The organism is Pseudomonas sp. B21-023 (assembly GCF_024749165.1).
Lineage (GTDB): Bacteria > Pseudomonadota > Gammaproteobacteria > Pseudomonadales > Pseudomonadaceae > Aquipseudomonas.
Window position 1 is genome coordinate 1,894,285 of the sequence record NZ_CP087190.1, and the last position, 17,890, is coordinate 1,912,174.

Here is a 17,890-nt window from a genome sequence, read left to right on the forward strand (position 1 = left end):
ATGTCTCACTAAGGGTTTGGCTATCGCCCGGTATCAACGCGATCGATGTTGGCAGACGCGCCGCGTTCTCTCCCTCTAGTTTGCGCAGGGCGTGCTGGAACCCCGAACAACAATAACGAGGGACCCCGACCATGCCCACCGCCCCCCAAGCGTCCAACGCCTGGCGCATCCTGTTCCTGCTGTTCCTGGCCAACCTGTTCAACTTCTTCGACCGCACCATCCCCGCCATCGTCATCGAGCCGATCCGCCTGGAGTGGCACCTGAGCGACTTCCAGATCGGCATCATCGGCACCGCCTTCACCCTGGTCTACGCCATCGCCGGCCTGCCGCTGGCACGTATCGCCGACACCGGCTCGCGCAGCAAGCTCATGGGCTGGGGCCTGCTGGCGTGGAGCGGGCTGACGGCGGTAAACGGCATGGTCGGCAGTTTCTGGAGCTTCCTGCTGGTGCGCATGGGCGTGGGCATCGGCGAGGCGAGCTATGCGCCCGCCGCCAACTCGCTGATCGGCGACCTGTTTCCCGCCGGGCGGCGGGCAAGGGCGATGGGCATCTTCATGCTTGGCCTGCCGTTGGGCCTGTTGCTGGCGTTCTTCAGCATCGGCGCGATGGTCGAGGCCTTCGCTACCTGGCGCGCACCGTTCTTCATTGCCGCCGTGCCTGGCGTGCTGCTGGCGCTGTTCATCTTCATGATCCGCGAACCCGCGCGCGGTGCGGCGGAGACTGTGGCTATCGCCCAGACCCCGCTCGACCGCCCGCTGCGCCGGGTGCTCAGCGTGCCCACCTTCGCCTGGCTGGTGTTGGCGGGGCTGACCTTCAATTTCGCCACCTATGCCTGCAACTCGTTCATGGTGCCGATGCTGCAGCGTTACTTTGCTCTGACGCTGCACGACGCCGCAGTGGCCACCGGGCTGATCGTCGGCCTCAGCGGCCTGGTGGGCCTGACCCTCGGCGGCTGGGTGGCCGACAAGGTGCACCAACGCTTTGCCAATGGCCGCCTGGTGTTTGCCGCGCTGAGCATGTTGGCGGCCACCCTGTGCACCGCCTGGGCACTGCATGCCGGGCGCATCGAGCTGGGCGTGTTCGTGGCGGTCTTCGGCATTGGCTGGCTGTTCTCGTACAACTTCTATACCTGCGTGTACACCGCCATCCAGGACGTGGTGCAACCGCGCTTGCGGGCCACGGCCATGGCCCTGTTCTTCGCTGGGCTGTACCTGCTGGGCGGCGGGCTGGGGCCGGTGGTGGTCGGCGGGCTGTCCGACCACTTCGCCGTGGCGGCCATGACGGCGGCGGGTGAGGGCGTGATGAACGAGGCGTTCAAGGCACAGGGGCTGCATGACGCGATGTACCTGATACCCGTGGCGCTGATGCTGACGATGGTGTTCCTGCTGGCGGCTTCGCGGTGTTTCAGCCGGGATGCGCAGCGGATGCGCGAGGGGATGGTGCTGGAGGGTGGGGCGGTGGCGGGGCAGGCGGCACAGGCTTGAGTCCGTGCTTACCGGCCGGGACGCCAGCACTTGCTTGTCGAGAAGGTTGGCATTGAGGTTCATCGAGTCCTGACGCCGCGATTGTCACTCAAATCTCGGCGTTGCGGATCACTCGTTGATACGCCGCCGTCATGGCTTGCCATGTTTCGCTGTCGGCGGGCATCAGGTGCTCGATACGCAGCGACGCCACCGTGATGTCCTGCGGCATGCCGAAGGTGGTGAAGGTAGACAGGAAGCGCAGCTCACCCTCGGCAGTGCGCACCCGGGTCAGCACCACTGGAGACATCGGCGTATCCGCCGCCAACGCGGGTGGCACGGGCAAGTCTTGCAGCAGTCTGGCCAGGTCAGGATTGCTCACCGCCTCCCTGGCCGCCCGCTGCCAGGCAATCGCCCGTATCTCGTCTGCATTGATCAGATGATCCCCCAGCCCGCCCGGGCGCAGCAGTGTGTCCAGCAGGTTGAGGCCCGAGGTGCTGCTGGCCAGTACGCCGGCCATTGCGAACAACAGTCCGGCACTGGCATTGGCCGCCGTGATGTCCCAGTTGCTGGCGATGACGATGGCCGGGGCGGGGTTGTTGGCCTGCAGGATGTGCTCCACGGCGTCGTGCACCATCTTCATGGCCGGAGCGTCCGCTGCAGAGGCCATGTAGCGCGGTGCATAGCCCGCCGCGAGGAACACTTCGTTGCAGTGCTCAAGCGGCACCTGCAGCGCGCTGAGCAGGGCATGCAGGGTGCCGGGGCTGGCCTTGGCGCGGCCGGTTTCCACGCAGCTCAGGTGGCGTTGCGAAACACCAGCGAGCAACGCCAGGTTGAGCTGGCTGAGGCCGGCCTGGCGCCGCAGGCGGCGCAGATGCGCGCCCGCGTCGGTGGCGGTGGGCGGGTGCGGGGTGTGGAAGGGAAGAGGGCTCATGCTGCGACTCTGGCTGTCCTTGGCTGAAGCGTTCATGACCTGTGAGGTCATTGCTGCGCAGGCGACTGTATCACTACCGTGAGGCCAACTTCGCCCGCCAGATCGACAGGTATGGAATTCGACCATGAGAGCTGAATGGATCGCGCTGCCGCTGTTGCTGTTGTTTGCCCTTTACACCGGTTGGACCATGGTGATTGCGGAGCAATCACTGATTGCCTTTGGCCTGGAGCTGATGTCCCGGCCGGACACCGCGCAGGTGCTTATCGACCTGTACATGATGGCCGGGCTGGGCTGCGTCTGGATGGTCAGCGACCACCGCAAGCGCGGCGGTTCGCTGCTTGGCGTCATGCCCTATGTGCTGCTGACGCTGGTGTTCGTCTGCATGGGGCCGCTGCTGTACATCGTGGTCAAGGGTGGCATGCCGAGGTACGGGCAATGAACGTCGCCCTGTCGGTCTATGCCTGTTGCGTGGTGGTGCTGTTCATCAAGATGCTGGCGATTTCCTGCTACCAGGGTTACTTCCGTCTGCGTTTCCTGGCCTTCACCAACAGCGAGGATGCGGCAGTGTTCAGACGCTCGGCTTCTCCCTCTGAACTACCGCAAGTCACGCGCGCCGCGCAGGCTTGGCGCAATGACCTGGAGAATATTCCGATGTTCATAGCCTTGGCCGGGCTTGCGGTTGCGCTCGACGCGCCTGCAGCCAGCACCGCTTGGCTCAGTGGCATGTTCACCGTGGCGCGGGTGCTGCATACGGTGACCTACCTGGCGCGGCTCCAGCCCTGGCGGACGCTGAGCTATGGCGTGGGCGTACTGTGCCTGATCGGGTTGGCCACGTTGCTCGTCATACCAGTGTACTCAGCCGTGGCTTTACATTGAATTATTCCAGGCCAATAATTATCGCCATGGAATAATTGCGGATAAACCCATGGCTGACATCTTCCTGCGACCTGAACTGGCGGCCGACATGGCCCGGCAACTGCTCGAGCCGTCCGCGCTGGATATCGGCCTGCGTTCCGGATTGTTCCTGTCTGGCCTGCGGCGCACCGGCAAGACTACCTTCCTCAGGAACGATCTGATCCCGGCGCTGGAGGCCAAGGGCGCGCTGGTGATCTACGTCGACCTGTGGAGCGACACCCAGACCAGCCCGGTGCATCTGGTGCTCGCCGCCGTGCGCAAGGCCCTGCGCGAGCTGCAGACGCCGGCGTCGTCGTTCATGCAGCGGCTCAGGGCCCTGCGCGGCGCCGAGGTGGAGCTGGCCGGGTTCAAGTTCGGCTTCAACCTCGACACCCTGGGCGAGGCGGGCGGCGTGACCTTGGCCCAGGCCCTGGGCGAGGTGGTCGACCAGGCCAAGGCCAATGTGGTGTTGATCGTCGACGAAGTGCAGCACGCCATCACCACCGAAGACGGGCAGCAGATGATGCTGGCGCTGAAGGCCGCGCGTGACGCCATCAACCCACGCCCAGCCCCGGCTGGGCATTTCCTGTTCATCGGCACCGGCTCGCACCGGGCGATGGTCAACGAGCTGACCGCCCGGCGTAACCAGGCCTTCGCCGGTGCCACCAACGTGGCCTATCCGGTACTGGGCGAGGACTATGTGGCGTTCTGGCTTGAACGGCTCGCAGCCGATGGCCTCGACAACCTGCCTTCGCTGGCGGTGGCGACCGAGGCGTTCCAGACGCTGGGCAGCCGCCCCGAAGAGTTCATCCGCGCCCTGCGCCAGTTGATTCATTCGCCCAGCCTGACTTCTGGAGCGGATGTGGTGCTGCCGGTGATCGCCGCCACGCTGCGTTCGGCGGCGGCGGACCTGGAGCTGATGAAGGTCGAGGAACTGGGCGTGCTGGCCCAGGCCATCTTCGCTCGAATTGCCTCGGTGGACGGCGAGACCCGCGGGGTGTTCTCCGCCGAGGCGGCGGCGCAGTACTCGAAGGTCGTCGGGCGTGAAGTGCGGGTGGAGGAGGTGCAGCCCGTGGCCAACGACCTGCTGGCGGCCAATCTGATCATCCGCCGTGGGCATGGGTTGTATGGGGTGACGGATCCGTTCGTGCAGGAGATCTGGCGGGAGCGCCAGGCGATGTTGGGCAAGCGCTGAGTCGGCTGCGGTCGGCGATGCTCAAATGACAAGGATGTTGGTGTGAGTGATACCCCTTCGATTTTCAAAAAACTGGCTGTACGGCTGCTGGGCTTGTGCGTGGTACTTCCCGTGTTGTTGGTTACGGGATACTGGGGCCTGTTCGCCGTGGTCTTGTTCCCAGGGATGATCTACAACGGCTTCGATGACCCTTGGGATTACCAACTGACCCGTATGGGGTTGGTCATCGTAACGGCGATGGGCTTGTGGGGCGTATATACAGGGCTGCGGCTTTATCGGCACTTCCTGCAAAGCACGCGCCCACCAGCGTGGGCCCGCTCTGCCTGGGCGGGGCTGGCATGCGGCACGGTGGCGAATCTGGCGATCCTCGCCTGGTTGCCGGAGTCGTTGCTGTTCCTGGGGTGGCCGTTGATCGGCAGCGCGGCGTTTGCCTTGCTGTTGCACAGCGCCAGGTTTAGCCCGCGCTACCGATGCAGCCCTTGATCAGCCGTTTGTGATCGGTCAGTGCCTGGTTGAAATCACTGAGCGCGAAGCTAACCGGCTTGCTGTTTGGGTAACAGTGCGTGGAGGCATCCACTAATAGGAAACGCCTGATGCCAATGTCAGGTCTCGCTGTCGTAACCCATTTTCAAAGCCTGAGCCTGATCTGCCAGTTCATTCATCGCGGCCCGGCTGATCTTGTCGTGCCTGCCCTTGTAGGCAATCAGGTCGGGGAACGTGATACTCCGCTCACGGTCGGCGCAGGTATGAGGGATTGCACCCTCATCCAGCTGCTTCGCCAGATACTCGCAAGAAACGTTGAGCGCGTGTGGCGCTTCCGAAACGGTCAGCGTGGACTTTTCCATGACAATAGTGCGTTCTGCACCATGGAATTCATCACGAAGTTTCCGATACCCCAACCGCGCATAGAAGCCTTGGGCCGTGATGGACGAAGGAACGCGCAATGCTGTGACGCCGGCTTTGATCGCTGCTGTGTGGATAGCCCTCATCAACTGCCTGCCAATACCTGCCCCATGATGGATCGGCGCGACAAACACTGTCCTGACGACCTCACCATCGAGACTTGCCGTCCCCAGCAGATCGTTCTGCTTGACCGCCACGAACACCACCCGGCTATCGAGCAAGGTACCGACCGCCGCAGGTGAAAAACTCTGTTCTACCTGGGCGATCACCTCTGCCGGGTAATCCTGCGAGTTGGATTCGTGCAGCGCCGCGATCACGAGGAGGCTGATGGCTTGTGCGTCTTCGCGCTTAGCGCGACGGATATGACATTCCATGGACGTATCCCGAACTGATGTCCCCAAAGCCTAACCCGTGTCGAGCGGCCTTGTACTGCGAAGGGGCCGCAAAGCGGCCCCATGCACCTGTGAAGTCAGTGCTTCATCCCCAGCTCCGCATCATCCATCAGCGCCTTGGCCAGCGCGCTCAGGTAATACGATGCCCAGATCAGCTGAGGTTTTTCCTCCATGATCCCGGTGATGGTCAGGTCGCACACGCAGCCCATCAACTCCGAAGCCTGTTCCCGTGCGTGCTGGCAAGGGATGCCGGGTTCGATGCAGAACAGCGGGTCGGTATGCCCTTCACCCTGGTAGAACCGGGTCTTGCCCACGGTGGTGTGGGGCGTGGTGTCGTCTGTGCTCATTGCTCAATCTCCCTGAAATGATCGGTGCCTGGGCGAGCTCTCACAGTTAGATCCGCTATCAGCTACACAGCATCTGCCGCGCAGCCATGCCGATCCCCTGTGGGAGCCGGCTTGCCGGCGATGAGGCCAGCCCAGGCAACCCATGGCTAACGGCCTAGTGCAGTGTCCGAGGCTCCACCTGCGGCATCTGCACCTGAATCAACGCCGATTCGAGCAGCACCCGCAGCGCCTCCATTTCATGCATCGCGGCCATGACCAGAATCGACACGGGCGACTTGGGATGCAGCAGAGCAGCCCGATGCGCCACGGTCTGCGCGCACAGGGCGTACTCCGTGGCCTGGATGATGGTGTCTTCGAGGGAGTGGTGGTTGTGGGGTGGGTCGGGGACGATCTTTAACATAACAATTTCCCTTTGGCGGTGCCGCCACCTGCCTGCTGTCAAACAGTAGGGTGGCAGCTGTACGTGGGTTGACAGACCGGCGGAAATTGCAAAGTTCCGGCGCACGCAAGCGTGCCCGCACGTACAGCTGCCATAAAGGTTGAGCTGCGTGCAATTTGCCGTCACAGCCTGTCAAAGCTGTATCGTTGATGTGCAACGATAGGTCGAGACTAGAGCCCCAATAGGGAGACCGCAACGGAAAAAAGACGGTGGCAGGATATTTGGGAAATGGACTACAAGGAAGAGGTTAAATCTGATTTTAAAGAGGCGAGTCGGAAGCGGTCCTTCTGCCTCAGGGTGAAAGTAAGTTGGCAGGATTCATCGGTTTCTGTTGTTTGAGCTAGACGGGTAAGGCGCCTTGATTTACTAGAAGTTTTGGTTGGGTTGTGGCTATGCGCCGAAGAGTCTGGTGCTGTTTTGATATGTCTAAAGGGAGATTTTTGCTGCAAATTTTTTGTAAATCCATCCTTCGAATGGAAGGCCGTCTATGTGTGTTTCTATTCGAATCCAATCACTATCGATTTTCGATTCTAGAATTGTGATCCTATTAGGCGTGCTGAGTTTGGTAATGGTTTTGTATTTTGTTCCTGGGCCATTTCTTAGATTTATGTTTTCCTTTTTTATTATCCATATTTCACTTGGGTTGCTATTCGTTGTGCTGGTGCTGGCTTGAATTTTACAAATAGTTGATCCAGTTGCATTTGTCTCCCCTCTAGATAGCTGCTTGCAAATTATACCTATAAATGTGTCTATGTCAGCGATGTGGCCAATCGTGCTGAGAATGGCGTATAGCAATACCGCAAGGAAAGGCTTGGAGCTTTCGCTAATTGCTTCGTCTTTAAGAGCGTTAAGTATTTTCTTCTTTAGTTTCTTGTTGGGTGTCGAGCTGTCTAGATTTAAGAATATGGACTCTAGTTTTTTGCGGTTTGAGGCATTGTATTCGGTTAGGATCTCGTTGAGCTGTAATGTGGATGTTAGGAATCTGAAGTGGGTTGAGCCTTTGAAGTCGTCGAAGGTTTTATATAGGTATGTGAGATCTTTCCACGGGTTGAATACCTCAGGGTGAAAAAAGATGTACTTGGTGCCGTCAATGAGGTCGCGCCATTTGGTGGTTGCACTCTTCATTAGCTTGCTCGATGCGAGTTTTTTCCACTGTTCATCGTCAAGCGACATCGCTTGGAGCGTTGCGCCAAGTTGGCTAAGTGGGATAGATTCCATTACTTTGCGTAGAGGTGCCCTTGTGTCAATTGGGAGCGCTGGACGTGGACGTTCGGGACCTACGAAGTCCATGTTGAAGGCTTTTCTTATCCATGATGTGTCTGGTTCTTCGTTCTCTGTCATTTTAGTCTCGGTTAAGAGTAGGTGCCTCTTTATCGCCCAAAGCCAGTAGGGACTGTAGGGGTATAGTCTGCTTTTACTCTAAAAACGCCGCCTCCAACAACTGCCTCGTATACCCATGCCGCGGCTCATGAAATATAGCCCCCGCATCCCCCTGTTCCACCACCTGCCCATGCTTGATCACCATCAACTGATGACTCAACGCCTTGACCACCGCCAGGTCATGGCTGATAAACAGATAGGTCAGGTTGTACTTAACCTGCAAATTCCGCAGCAACTCAACCACCTGCCGCTGCACCGTCCGATCCAGCGCCGAGGTCGGCTCATCCAGCAAAATCAACGCCGGCTTCAACACAAGCGCCCGAGCAATCGCAATCCGCTGCCGCTGCCCGCCAGAAAACTCATGGGGATACCGATGCCGCGTCCGCGGATCCAGCCCCACTTCCTCCAACGCCGCGATAATCGCCGCTTCCTGCTCAGCTGGCGTGCCGATCTTGTGAATCCGTAACCCTTCGCCAACGATATCCGCCACGCACATGCGTGGGCTCAGGCTGCCAAAGGGGTCCTGAAACACCACTTGCATCTCCCGCCGCAGCGGCCGCACTTCCTTCTGGTTCAGCCCCTCAAGATTCTGCCCATGGAAACGAATCCCACCCTGGCTGGAAATCAACCGCAAGATGGCCAGCCCCAAGGTGGACTTGCCCGAGCCACTCTCGCCAACAATGCCCAGCGTCTGGCCCTGGGGCAGGCTGAAGTTCACCCCGTCCACGGCCTTCACATGGTCCACGGTGCGGCGCAGCAGCCCCTTCTTGATCGGGAACCACACCTTCAGGTCCTTCACCTCCAGCAACGGCGCGCCTTCGGCATTCGCAGCCGGTGCACCGCTGGGCTCGGCATTGATCAGCATCTGCGTATACGGATGCTGCGGCTTGCTGAACAGCGTGGCGCAGTCGGCCTGCTCGACGATCTTGCCGCACTGCATCACGCACACGCGGTGGGCGATGCGGCGTACCAGGTTGAGGTCGTGGCTGATCAGCAGCAGGGCCATGCCGAGGCGCGCCTGCAACGACTTGAGCAGGTCGAGGATCTTCAACTGCACGGTCACGTCGAGCGCCGTGGTGGGCTCGTCGGCAATCAGCAGTTCGGGTTCGTTGGCCAGGGCCATGGCGATCATCACCCGCTGGCGCTGGCCACCGGACAGCTCGTGGGGCAGGGCTTTCAGGCGCTTGTGCGGCTCGGGAATGCCGACCAGTTCCAGCAGCTCCAGGGTGCGCGCCGTGGCGGCCTTGCCGGTGAGGCCCTTGTGCAGCGAGAGGATCTCGTTGATCTGCTTCTCGATGCTGTGCAGCGGGTTCAGCGAGGTCATCGGCTCCTGGAAGATCATCGCGATGCGGTTGCCGCGAATGCGCTGCATGGGCTTCTCGCCCAGGTGCAGCAGGTCCTTGCCTTGGTAATGGATGGTGCCAGAAGGATGCCGCGCCAGCGGGTAGGGCAGCAGGCGCAGGATCGAGTGGGCGGTCACCGACTTGCCCGAGCCGCTTTCGCCAACCAGGGCCAGGGTCTCGCCCTTGCGGATGTCGAAGCTGATGCCATCGACCACGCGGTTGACCTGCTCGCCAGTGACGAACTCCACCGCCAGGTCGCGGACTTCGATCAGGGTGTCTTGGCTCATGTCATTTCCTCGGGTCGAAGGCGTCGCGGGCGGATTCACCGATGAATACCAGCAGGCTCAGCATCACCGCCAGCACGGCAAAGGCGCTGATGCCCAGCCACGGGGCTTGCAGGTTGGACTTGCCCTGGGCCACCAGCTCGCCCAGCGAGGGGGAGCCGGCGGGCAGGCCGAAGCCGAGGAAGTCCAGGGCGGTGAGGGTGCCGATGGCGCCGGTGAGGATGAACGGCATGAAGGTCATGGTCGAGATCATCGCGTTGGGCAGGATATGCCGGTACATGATCGGGCCGTTGCGCATGCCCAGGGCGCGGGCGGCGCGCACGTATTCCAGGTTGCGCCCGCGCAGGAACTCGGCGCGCACCACGTCCACCAGGCTCATCCACGAGAACAGCAGCATGATGCCCAGCAACCACCAGAAGTTGGGCTGCACGAAACTGGCGAGGATGATCAGCAGGTACAGCACCGGCAGGCCGGACCAGATCTCCAAGAAGCGCTGGCCGGCGAGGTCCACCCAGCCGCCGTAGAAGCCCTGCAGGGCGCCGGCGATTACACCGATGATCGAGCTGGCGATGGTCAGCGTCAGGGCGAACAGCACCGAGATGCGGAAGCCGTAGATCACCCGGGCCAGCACGTCGCGGCCCTGGTCGTCGGTGCCCAGCAGGTTGTCGGTGGAGGGCGGCGCGGGGGCGGGCACTTTCAGGTCGTAGTTGATGCTCTGGTAGCTGTAGGGTATCGGCGCCCACAGCACGAAGGCGTCTTTCTTGGCCAGCAACTCGCGGATATACGGGCTCTTGTAGTTGGCCTCCAGCGGGAACTCGCCGCCGAAGGTGGTTTCCGGGTAGCGCTTGAAGGCCGGGAAGTACCATTCGCCGTCGTAGCGCACGGCGATGGGCTTGTCGTTGGCGATGAACTCGGCGCCCAGGCTGAGCACGAACAGCACCAGGAAGATCCACAGCGACCACCAGCCGCGGCGGTTGGCCTTGAAGCGCTCGAAGCGCCGGCGGTTTAGAGGGGAGAGGGCCATGTCAGTGCTCCCGGCTGGCGAAGTCGATGCGTGGATCGACCAGGGTGTAGGTGAGGTCGCCGATCAGCTTCACCACCAGACCGAGCAGGGTGAAGATGAACAAGGTGCCGAACACCACCGGGTAGTCGCGGTTGATCGCCGCTTCGAAACTCATCAGGCCCAGGCCGTCGAGGCTGAATATCACCTCGATCAGCAGGGACCCTGTGAAGAAGATGCCGATGAACGCCGAGGGGAAGCCGGCGATCACCAGCAGCATGGCGTTGCGGAACACATGGCCGCAGAGCACGCGGGTGCGGCTCAGGCCCTTGGCCTTGGCGGTGACCACGTACTGCTTGTTGATCTCGTCGAGGAAGCTGTTCTTGGTCAACAGGGTCATGGTGGCGAAGTTGCCGATCACCAGGGCGGTGATGGGCAGCACCAGGTGCCAGAAGTAGTCGAGCACCTTGCCGGTGGTGCTGAGCTCGTCGAAGTTGTTGGAGGTCAGCCCGCGCAACGGGAACCAGTCGAAGTAGCTGCCGCCGGCGAACAGCACGATCAGCAGGATGGCGAACAGGAATGCCGGGATGGCGTAGCCGACAATGATCGCCGAGCTGGTCCACACGTCGAAGTGGCTACCGTGGCGCACCGCCTTGGCGATCCCCAGCGGGATCGACACCAGGTACATGATCAGTGTGCTCCATAGCCCCAGCGAGATGGACACGGGCATCTTCTCGGCGATCAGGTCGATGACCTTGGCGTCGCGGAAGAAGCTGTTGCCAAAATCCAGCTGGGCGTAGTTCTTGACCATGATCCACAACCGTTCGGGCGCGGATTTGTCGAAGCCGTACATGCGCTCGATCTCGGCGATCAGCGCCGGGTCCAAGCCTTGTGCGCCACGGTAGTTGGAGCCGGCCACCGAGACTTCGGCGCCGCCGCCGGCGATGCGGCTGGTGGCGCCGTCGAAGCCTTCGAGCTTGGCGATCATCTGTTCCACCGGGCCGCCGGGGGCGGCCTGGACGATGATGAAGTTGATGATGAGGATGCCGAACAGGGTGGGGATGATCAGCAGCAGGCGCCGCAGGATATAAGCCAGCATGTCAGTTGGCCTCATCCGGAACGGTGGCTTCGCTTACCGCGGGCGTGACGTCGGGTTTGATCCACCAGGTGTCGATACCGATGTCGTACTTGGGTGATACGGCGGGGTGGCCGATATGGTTCCAGTAGGCCACGCGCCAGGTCTTGATGTGCCAGTTGGGGATCACGTAGTAACCCCATTGCAGTACACGGTCCAGGGCGCGGCAGTGCTCGATCAGGCTCTGCCGGGAGTCGGCGTTGATCAACTGCTCCACCAGCTGGTCGATGGCAGGGTCGCGCAGGCCGATGAAATTGCGGCTGCCGGGGTTGTCGGCGGCGGCGCTGTTCCAGTACTCGCGCTGCTCGTTGCCGGGCGAGTTGGATTGCGCGAAGCCGCCGACGATCATGTCGTAGTCACGCGAGCGCAGGCGGGTGATGTACTGCGACACGTCCACGCGGCGGATCTCGAGGTTGATGCCAAGGTCCGCGAGGTTGCGCTTGAACGGCAGCAGCACGCGCTCGAACTGGGTCTGGGCCAGGAGGAACTCGATGGTCATCGGCTTGCCGTCTTTATCGACCATCTTGTCGTCGACGACCTTCCAGCCGGCCTCCTGCAGCAGCTTGTAGGCCTGGCGCTGCTGGTCGCGGATCATGCCGCTGCCGTCGGTGACCGGGTTGTGGAAGGCGCCGTTGAACACTTCGGCCGGCACCTTGCCGCGCAGCGGCTCGAGGATCTTCAGCTCGGCGGGGCTGGGCAGGCCGCTGGCGGCCATTTCGGAGTTCTCGAAGTAGCTGCCGGTGCGGGTGTAGGCGCCGTTGAACAGCTGCTTGTTGGTCCATTCGAAGTCCAGCAGCAGGCTGATGGCGTGGCGCACGCGGATGTCCTGGAACATCGGCTTGCGCAGGTTGAAGATGAAGCCCTGCATGCCGACGGGGTTGCCGTTGGGCAGCTCTTCCTTGATCAGCCGGCCATCGCGCACGGCGGGCACGTCGTAGGCGGTGGCCCAGTTCTTCGCGCTCACCTCCAGGCCGTAGTCGAACTGGCCGGCCTTGAGTGCTTCGAGGGCGACGGTGTTGTCGCGGTAGGAGTCGAAGGTCATCACATCGAAATTGTAGAAGCCGCGGTTGATCGGCAGGTCCTTGGCCCAGTAGTCCTTGACCCGCTCGTAGCGGATCGAGCGGCCGGCCTTCACCTCGGCGACCTTGTACGGGCCGCTGCCGAGCGGGATCTCCAGGTTGCCGCGGTCGAAGTCGCGGCCTTGGTACCAGTGCTTGGGCAGCACCGGCAGCTGGCCGAGGATCAGCGGCAGCTCGCGGTTGTTGTTGTGCTTGAACTTGAACAGCACCGTGAGCGGCGCTTCGGCGACTACTTCTGCGACGTCGGCGTAGTACTGGCGGTACAGCGGCGCGCCGTCCTTGATCAGGGCGTTGAAGGTGAATACCACGTCCTCGGCGCGCATCGGGTGGCCGTCGTGGAAGCGTGCCTCGGGGCGCAGGTAGAAGCGCACCCAGCTGTTGTCGGGGGCCTTTTCGATCTTGCCGGCCACCAGGCCGTACTCGGTGAAGGGCTCGTCCAGGCTCTGGCGCATCAGGGTGTCGTAGATGGCGCCGACGTTGTCGGCGGGCACGCCCTTGTTGATGAACGGGTTGAGGCTGTCGAAGCCGCCGAAGCTGGACTGGCGGAAGGTGCCGCCCTTCGGTGCGTCGGGGTTGACGTACTCGAAGTGCTTGAAGTTGGCCGGGTATTTCGGTGCCTCGTCGTACAGGGTCAGGGCGTGTTGCGGGGCGGCCACGGCCGGGAGCGTGAGGCAGGTCAGCAGCAGGCTCGCGGCCAGGCGGCGCAGGGTCGGCGTCATTTGGCTTTCTCCGAAGGCTTCTTGATCCACCAGCTGTTCAGCCCGAGGGTGTAGGGCGGCGTGGTGACGAAGGCGAACCGGTTGCGGTAGGCCAGGCGGTGATTGTCGAGGTACCAGTTGGGGATCATGTAGTACTGCCATGAGAGCACGCGGTCCAGGGCGCGCGCGGCGGCAATCTGGTCATCGCGGCTGCGGGCGGCGAGCAAGGTGTCGAGCAGGTGGTCGACCACCGGGTCCTTCACGCCAGCATAGTTCTTGCTGCCCTTGGTGGCGGCCTGGCTTGAGTGGAAATACAGCCACTGTTCAAGGCCCGGGCTCAGGGTCTGGTTCAGGGTCATCAGGATCATGTCGAAATCGAACTGGTCGAGCCGTTGTTTGTACTGGGCGCGGTCCACGGTGCGCAAGCGCGCATCGATGCCGATGCTGGCCAGATTTTCGACATAAGGTTGCAGGATGCGTTCGAGGTTGGGGTTCACCAGCAGCAGCTCCAGCCTGAACGGTTGGCCTTTGCTGTCGACCAGGCGCTGGCCGTTGAGCTTCCAGCCGGCCTGGGCGAACAGGGCCAGGGCCTGGCGCAGGGCGGGGCGGCTGATGCCGCTGCCGTCGGTGTGGCTGACCTGGTAGGGCTCGGTGAACAGCTTGTCCGGCAACTGGTCGCGGAATGGCTTGAGCAGCAGCCATTCCTTGCCGGTGGGCAGGCCGCTGGCGGTGAAGTCGCTGTTCGGGTAATAGCTGGTCGAGCGGCGGTAGGCGCTGCTGAACAGGGCGCGGTTGGTCCACTCGAAGTCGAGCATCAGGCCTAGCGCCTGGCGCACCCGTGGGTCGCTGAACGCGGCGCGGCGACTGTTCATGAACAGGCCTTGGGTTTGCGTGGGGATCTTGTGCGGAATCTGCGCCTTGATCACCTCGCCACGGCGTACGGCGGGGAAGTTGTAGCCGTTGGCCCAGTTCTTCGCCTGGTGCTCGATGTAGATGTCGAATTCACCGGCCTTGAACGCTTCGAAGGCCACGGTGGCGTCGCGGTAGAACTCGTATTCGACGCGCTTGAAGTTGTACTTGCCGCGGTTAACCGCCAGGTCCTTGCCCCAGTAGTTCTTCACCCGTTCGAACACCAGGCGCCGGCCCGGCTGCACCTCGGTGATGCGGTACGGGCCGCTACCCAGTGGTGGTTCGAAGGTGGTGGCCTTGAAGTCGCGCTTGGCCCAGTAGTGCTTGGGCAGCACCGGCATCTCGCCCAGGCGCAGGATCAGCAGCGGGTTGCCAGCGCGCTTGAACACGAAGCGGATGCGCAGCGGGCCGAGGATATCGACCCGGGCCACTTCCTGCAGGTTGGTGCGGTAGATCGGGTGGCCGTCCTTGAGCAGCGTGCGGTAGGAAAACGCCACGTCCTGCGCGGTGATCGGCACGCCATCGTGGAAGCGCGCCTCGGGGCGCAGGTTGAACACCACCCAGCTGCGGTCCTCGCTGTACTCGACCGAGCGGGCGATCAGGCCGTAGCTGGAGGTGGGTTCGTCGCCGGACGGGTCGTACATGCCGGTGCCGACCATCAGCGGCTCGTTCAGCTCGTTGATGCCGTACTGCAGGAAGTTGGGCGTGGTGACCGGGCTCGAGCCCTTGAAGGTGTAAGGGTTGAGCGTGTCGAAGGTGCCGAAGGCCATGGCCCGCAACGTGCCGCCTTTGGGGGCTTGCGGGTTGACCCAGTCAAAGTGGGTAAAGCTGGCCGGGTACTTGAGCGTGCCGAACTGCGCGTATCCGTGGCTTTCGCTCACCATCGCGACGGCGGGGAAGCTCAAGGCCAGGCTGAGTGACAGCAGGAGGGGACGTATCAAGTCGGCATCCGATCCAGAGGGCGTTGGGCTTGGTTCGGGGTACAGTAACAGCTTGTCTGGAATGGAAAAAGGGTAGGGCGCGGGGCTTTGCTTCAGCCTTCAAAGCATCGTGGGGCCAGCCCGCTCCCACGCCGATCGTGACTGGCGTGGGAGCGGGGCTGGCCCCGCTATCGAGGTATCAGCGCGCGAGGTAGACGGTCAGGGTCTGGCCTGGCTTGAGCGCATGCCCGGTACGTGGGTTCCAGCGCTTGAGGTGCTTCATCTCGACGTTGAAGCGCTTGGCCACCAGGTAGTACGAGTCGCCCTTACGCACCTTGTACTGGGTGGAGCGTTGCTTGGAGTCGGCCACGCGGTTGGCTGCCGCGCTCGGCGCGCTGCCGCCACGCAGGGCCAGGACCTGGCCGACCTTGAGGCTGTTGCCGCGGATGCGGTTCCAGCTTTGCAGCTGCTTGACCGACACCCGGTTGGCCTTGGCGATGCTGCCCAGGTTGTCGCCACGCTTGACCCGGTAGCTGCGCGCCGCAGGCGCCTTGGCCTCGGCCAGGGCGGCCTGGAACACGGCCTTGTTCGGTTGCAGGCTGACCAGTTCCTCGGGCTTGAGGTTGGACATGCGGTCGCTGAGCAGTTGCGCCTTGGCGGTCGGCACCAGCAGTTGTTGTGGGCCGTCCACGGTCATGCGCTTCTTGAAGGCAGGGTTGAGCTGGATCAGTTCGTCTTCGTCGATGTCGGCGAAGGCGGCCACGCGGGACAGGTCGAGGCGGTCGTTGATGGCGACGGCTTCGAAGTACGGCTCGTTGGCAATGGGGTTCAGGTTGACCCCGTAGGCGGCCGGGGTGTTGACCACCTGCGACAGGGCCAGCAGCTTGGGCACGTAGTCGCGGGTTTCCTGCGGCAGCGGCAGGTTCCAGTAGTCGGTCGGCAGGCCCAGGCGCTCGTTGCGCTCGATGGCGCGGCTGACGGTGCCTTCACCGGCGTTGTAGGCCGCCAGGGCCAGCAGCCAGTCGCCGTTGAACATGTCATGCAGGCGGTTCAGGTAATCCAGCGCGGCGTTGGTCGAGGCGGTGACGTCGCGACGGCCATCGTAGAAGTTGGTCTGGCGCAGGTTGAAGTGGCGCCCGGTGGACGGGATGAACTGCCACATGCCGGCGGCATGCGCCCGGGAGTAGGCCATCGGGTTGTAGGCGCTCTCGATGGCCGGCAGCAGGGCCAGTTCCAGCGGCATGTCGCGTTCTTCGAGGCGCTCGACGATGTAGTGCAGGTAGAGGCTGCCGCGCTCGCCGGCGTTCTCGAGGAACGACGGGTTGCTGGCGAACCACAGGCGCTGCTGTTCGATGCGCGGGTTGACGTCCATGCCGTCCTGCAGGGCGAAGCCCTGGCGCATGCGCTCCCAGACGTCCTGCGGCGGTGCCTGCTCCTTGGGCTTGACCACCAGCGGCGCTGGTTTGTGCTTGATCCGCGCCTGATAGTTGTGCGCGCGAACGCTGTCGGCTTCGTCCAGCTGACGGGTGCTCTGGCAGCCGACCAGGGTGGCGGCCAGCGCCAGTGCACTGATCTGGGCCAGTCGCGTCAGGGCGACCGAATGAGAGGTTCTGCGGCTACGGGAAGACATCGGCTGGGACGGTTATCCGGGCGAAAAAGTTGGGCGATTCTAGAAACCGCTCCCCGCCGGGTCAACCATCGGGCCTATGATGCGATATATCTTGGGGTTATCAGAACACGTCCTTCCAAGACCTCAAGGCAGCAAAAACAGTGGCTTGGCTGGGGTTGGAATGTCCCTTCCATTCGTCTGCTTTTTGTTTAACGAATGTTTCAGCGGTGCGCAAAAACGGGTTGGTCAGGCGCTCCAGGCCAATGTTGGAGGGCAAGGTAATGCGATTGTCGGCGCGCAACCGGGTAACGTCCTCGAACCGTTGGCGAACGTGTTCATTGTCGGGTTCCACGGCACGGGCGAATCGCAGGTTGCTCAGGGTGTATTCGTGGGCGCAGTACACTTCGGTCGCGGCGGGCAGGGCGGCCAGGCGTTGCAGCGAATGGTGCATCTGCTCGGGCGTGCCTTCGAACAAGCGGCCGCAGCCGGCGGCGAACAGGGTATCGCCACTGAACAGTAGCGGTGTGGGCGATTGCGCAGTGTAATAGGCGATGTGCCCCAGGGTGTGGCCGGGCATGGCCAGGACCTCGAAGGCCAGGCCCAGCACCTCGATGCGTGCGCCGTCTTCCAGGGCGATATCGCGGCCCGGGATAGGTTCGCTGGCAGGGCCGTACACCTGGGCGCCGGTGGCCTGTTTCAACGCTTCGACGCCGCCGACGTGGTCATGGTGGTGGTGGGTGACGAGGATCGCCTGCAATGCCCAGTCCGGGTGCTGCTCCAGCCATGCGCGCACCGGCCCGGCGTCACCGGGGTCGACCACTGCGCAGCGGCGATTGGCAGTATCCTGTAACAACCAGATGTAGTTGTCGTTGAAAGCGGGTAGGGCATCGATCTGTATCATGTGCGGATCCGTATCGCCAAGCCTGGACATTGAGGGCATCTTAGCCGCGATGGCGCGAGCGGAGAACC

16 protein-coding genes and 1 pseudogene are annotated in these 17,890 nt (G+C 62.5%); 5 read left to right on the forward strand and 12 right to left on the reverse strand.

Annotation, left to right across the window (positions count from 1 at the left end):
* Positions 1-131 precede the first annotated feature (131 nt).
* Complete coding sequence (locus tag LOY42_RS08605; protein ID WP_139669769.1) at positions 132-1,484, forward strand: MFS transporter; 1,353 nt, start codon at positions 132-134, stop codon at positions 1,482-1,484.
* 88 nt (positions 1,485-1,572) lie between these two features.
* Here the strand turns inward: LOY42_RS08605 and LOY42_RS08610 are convergent, their stop codons facing one another.
* Positions 1,573-2,394, reverse strand: coding sequence for a helix-turn-helix domain-containing protein (locus LOY42_RS08610; RefSeq protein WP_256659262.1), 822 nt, complete (start codon positions 2,392-2,394; stop codon positions 1,573-1,575).
* 124 nt (positions 2,395-2,518) lie between these two features.
* Between LOY42_RS08610 and LOY42_RS08615 the strand changes: the two genes are divergently transcribed.
* Genes LOY42_RS08615 through LOY42_RS08630 form a run of 4 tightly spaced genes read left to right on the forward strand, consistent with a single transcriptional unit; the run spans position 2,519 to position 4,966 of the window.
* A complete protein-coding gene (locus LOY42_RS08615) occupies positions 2,519-2,833 on the forward strand; it encodes a DUF2834 domain-containing protein (protein ID WP_139669773.1) in 315 nt (104 codons plus the stop codon).
* The gene (locus LOY42_RS08620; RefSeq protein WP_139669775.1) at positions 2,830-3,270 is read left to right on the forward strand and encodes an MAPEG family protein; all 441 of its coding nucleotides are present in this window, start codon (positions 2,830-2,832) and stop codon (positions 3,268-3,270) included. The genes LOY42_RS08615 and LOY42_RS08620 overlap by 4 nt, the downstream gene beginning before the upstream one ends.
* Positions 3,271-3,319: 49 nt before the next feature.
* Positions 3,320-4,483 carry an AAA family ATPase gene (locus LOY42_RS08625; protein WP_139669777.1) on the forward strand — a complete coding sequence of 388 codons (1,164 nt, stop codon included), beginning with the start codon at positions 3,320-3,322 and terminating at the stop codon, positions 4,481-4,483.
* 42 nt (positions 4,484-4,525) lie between these two features.
* A complete protein-coding gene (locus tag LOY42_RS08630) occupies positions 4,526-4,966 on the forward strand; it encodes a hypothetical protein (RefSeq protein ID WP_258600268.1) in 441 nt (146 codons plus the stop codon).
* A gap of 353 nt (positions 4,967-5,319) precedes the next feature.
* On the opposite strand, the pseudogene LOY42_RS08635 reads toward LOY42_RS08630, so the two are convergent.
* The 11 genes and pseudogenes from LOY42_RS08635 to gloB all read right to left on the reverse strand — a co-directional run.
* Positions 5,320-5,760: pseudogene (locus tag LOY42_RS08635) on the reverse strand (GNAT family N-acetyltransferase); the annotation flags it as partial.
* 95 nt (positions 5,761-5,855) lie between these two features.
* Complete coding sequence (locus LOY42_RS08640) at positions 5,856-6,125, reverse strand: DUF3077 domain-containing protein (protein WP_046854813.1); 270 nt, start codon at positions 6,123-6,125, stop codon at positions 5,856-5,858.
* Positions 6,126-6,279: 154 nt separating this feature from the next.
* Positions 6,280-6,525: a hypothetical protein gene (locus LOY42_RS08645; protein ID WP_258600270.1), complete on the reverse strand. Its 246-nt coding sequence runs from the start codon at positions 6,523-6,525 to the stop codon at positions 6,280-6,282.
* A gap of 465 nt (positions 6,526-6,990) precedes the next feature.
* Positions 6,991-7,905, reverse strand: a complete 915-nt coding sequence (locus LOY42_RS08650) for an SH3 domain-containing protein (RefSeq protein ID WP_258600272.1) — start codon at positions 7,903-7,905, stop codon at positions 6,991-6,993.
* 73 nt (positions 7,906-7,978) lie between these two features.
* The gene (locus LOY42_RS08655) at positions 7,979-9,574 is read right to left on the reverse strand and encodes an ABC transporter ATP-binding protein (protein ID WP_258600274.1); all 1,596 of its coding nucleotides are present in this window, start codon (positions 9,572-9,574) and stop codon (positions 7,979-7,981) included.
* Between the two features lies 1 nt (position 9,575).
* Positions 9,576-10,595, reverse strand: a complete 1,020-nt coding sequence (locus LOY42_RS08660; RefSeq protein ID WP_217866563.1) for an ABC transporter permease — start codon at positions 10,593-10,595, stop codon at positions 9,576-9,578.
* Position 10,596: 1 nt separating this feature from the next.
* Positions 10,597-11,670 carry a microcin C ABC transporter permease YejB gene (locus LOY42_RS08665; protein WP_258600277.1) on the reverse strand — a complete coding sequence of 358 codons (1,074 nt, stop codon included), beginning with the start codon at positions 11,668-11,670 and terminating at the stop codon, positions 10,597-10,599.
* Position 11,671: 1 nt separating this feature from the next.
* A complete protein-coding gene (locus LOY42_RS08670) occupies positions 11,672-13,504 on the reverse strand; it encodes an extracellular solute-binding protein (protein WP_139669789.1) in 1,833 nt (610 codons plus the stop codon).
* Positions 13,501-15,333, reverse strand: a complete 1,833-nt coding sequence (locus tag LOY42_RS08675) for an extracellular solute-binding protein (RefSeq protein ID WP_198755301.1) — start codon at positions 15,331-15,333, stop codon at positions 13,501-13,503. Before LOY42_RS08675 ends, LOY42_RS08670 begins: the two co-directional genes overlap by 4 nt.
* 178 nt (positions 15,334-15,511) lie before the next feature.
* Positions 15,512-16,942, reverse strand: coding sequence for a lytic transglycosylase domain-containing protein (locus LOY42_RS08680; protein WP_102683694.1), 1,431 nt, complete (start codon positions 16,940-16,942; stop codon positions 15,512-15,514).
* 100 nt (positions 16,943-17,042) lie between these two features.
* Positions 17,043-17,822 (reverse strand): hydroxyacylglutathione hydrolase, encoded by a 780-nt coding sequence (gene gloB / locus LOY42_RS08685; protein ID WP_258600280.1) that lies wholly within the window; start codon positions 17,820-17,822, stop codon positions 17,043-17,045.
* Positions 17,823-17,890 lie beyond the last annotated feature (68 nt).

What these genes read in the sequence shown, in the direction of transcription:
- LOY42_RS08650 (WP_258600272.1), bottom strand. Translation starts at nt 7,905, where the DNA reads ATGACAGAGAACGAAGAACCAGACACATCATGGATAAGAAAAGCCTTC.
- LOY42_RS08655 (WP_258600274.1), bottom strand. Translation starts at nt 9,574, where the DNA reads ATGAGCCAAGACACCCTGATCGAAGTCCGCGACCTGGCGGTGGAGTTC.
- LOY42_RS08620 (WP_139669775.1), top strand. Translation starts at nt 2,830, where the DNA reads ATGAACGTCGCCCTGTCGGTCTATGCCTGTTGCGTGGTGGTGCTGTTC.
- LOY42_RS08605 (WP_139669769.1), top strand. Translation starts at nt 132, where the DNA reads ATGCCCACCGCCCCCCAAGCGTCCAACGCCTGGCGCATCCTGTTCCTG.
- LOY42_RS08680 (WP_102683694.1), bottom strand. Translation starts at nt 16,942, where the DNA reads ATGTCTTCCCGTAGCCGCAGAACCTCTCATTCGGTCGCCCTGACGCGA.
- LOY42_RS08660 (WP_217866563.1), bottom strand. Translation starts at nt 10,595, where the DNA reads ATGGCCCTCTCCCCTCTAAACCGCCGGCGCTTCGAGCGCTTCAAGGCC.
- LOY42_RS08640 (WP_046854813.1), bottom strand. Translation starts at nt 6,125, where the DNA reads ATGAGCACAGACGACACCACGCCCCACACCACCGTGGGCAAGACCCGG.
- gloB (WP_258600280.1), bottom strand. Translation starts at nt 17,822, where the DNA reads ATGATACAGATCGATGCCCTACCCGCTTTCAACGACAACTACATCTGG.
- LOY42_RS08625 (WP_139669777.1), top strand. Translation starts at nt 3,320, where the DNA reads ATGGCTGACATCTTCCTGCGACCTGAACTGGCGGCCGACATGGCCCGG.
- LOY42_RS08615 (WP_139669773.1), top strand. Translation starts at nt 2,519, where the DNA reads ATGAGAGCTGAATGGATCGCGCTGCCGCTGTTGCTGTTGTTTGCCCTT.
- LOY42_RS08645 (WP_258600270.1), bottom strand. Translation starts at nt 6,525, where the DNA reads ATGTTAAAGATCGTCCCCGACCCACCCCACAACCACCACTCCCTCGAA.
- LOY42_RS08665 (WP_258600277.1), bottom strand. Translation starts at nt 11,670, where the DNA reads ATGCTGGCTTATATCCTGCGGCGCCTGCTGCTGATCATCCCCACCCTG.
- LOY42_RS08670 (WP_139669789.1), bottom strand. Translation starts at nt 13,504, where the DNA reads ATGACGCCGACCCTGCGCCGCCTGGCCGCGAGCCTGCTGCTGACCTGC.
- LOY42_RS08610 (WP_256659262.1), bottom strand. Translation starts at nt 2,394, where the DNA reads ATGAGCCCTCTTCCCTTCCACACCCCGCACCCGCCCACCGCCACCGAC.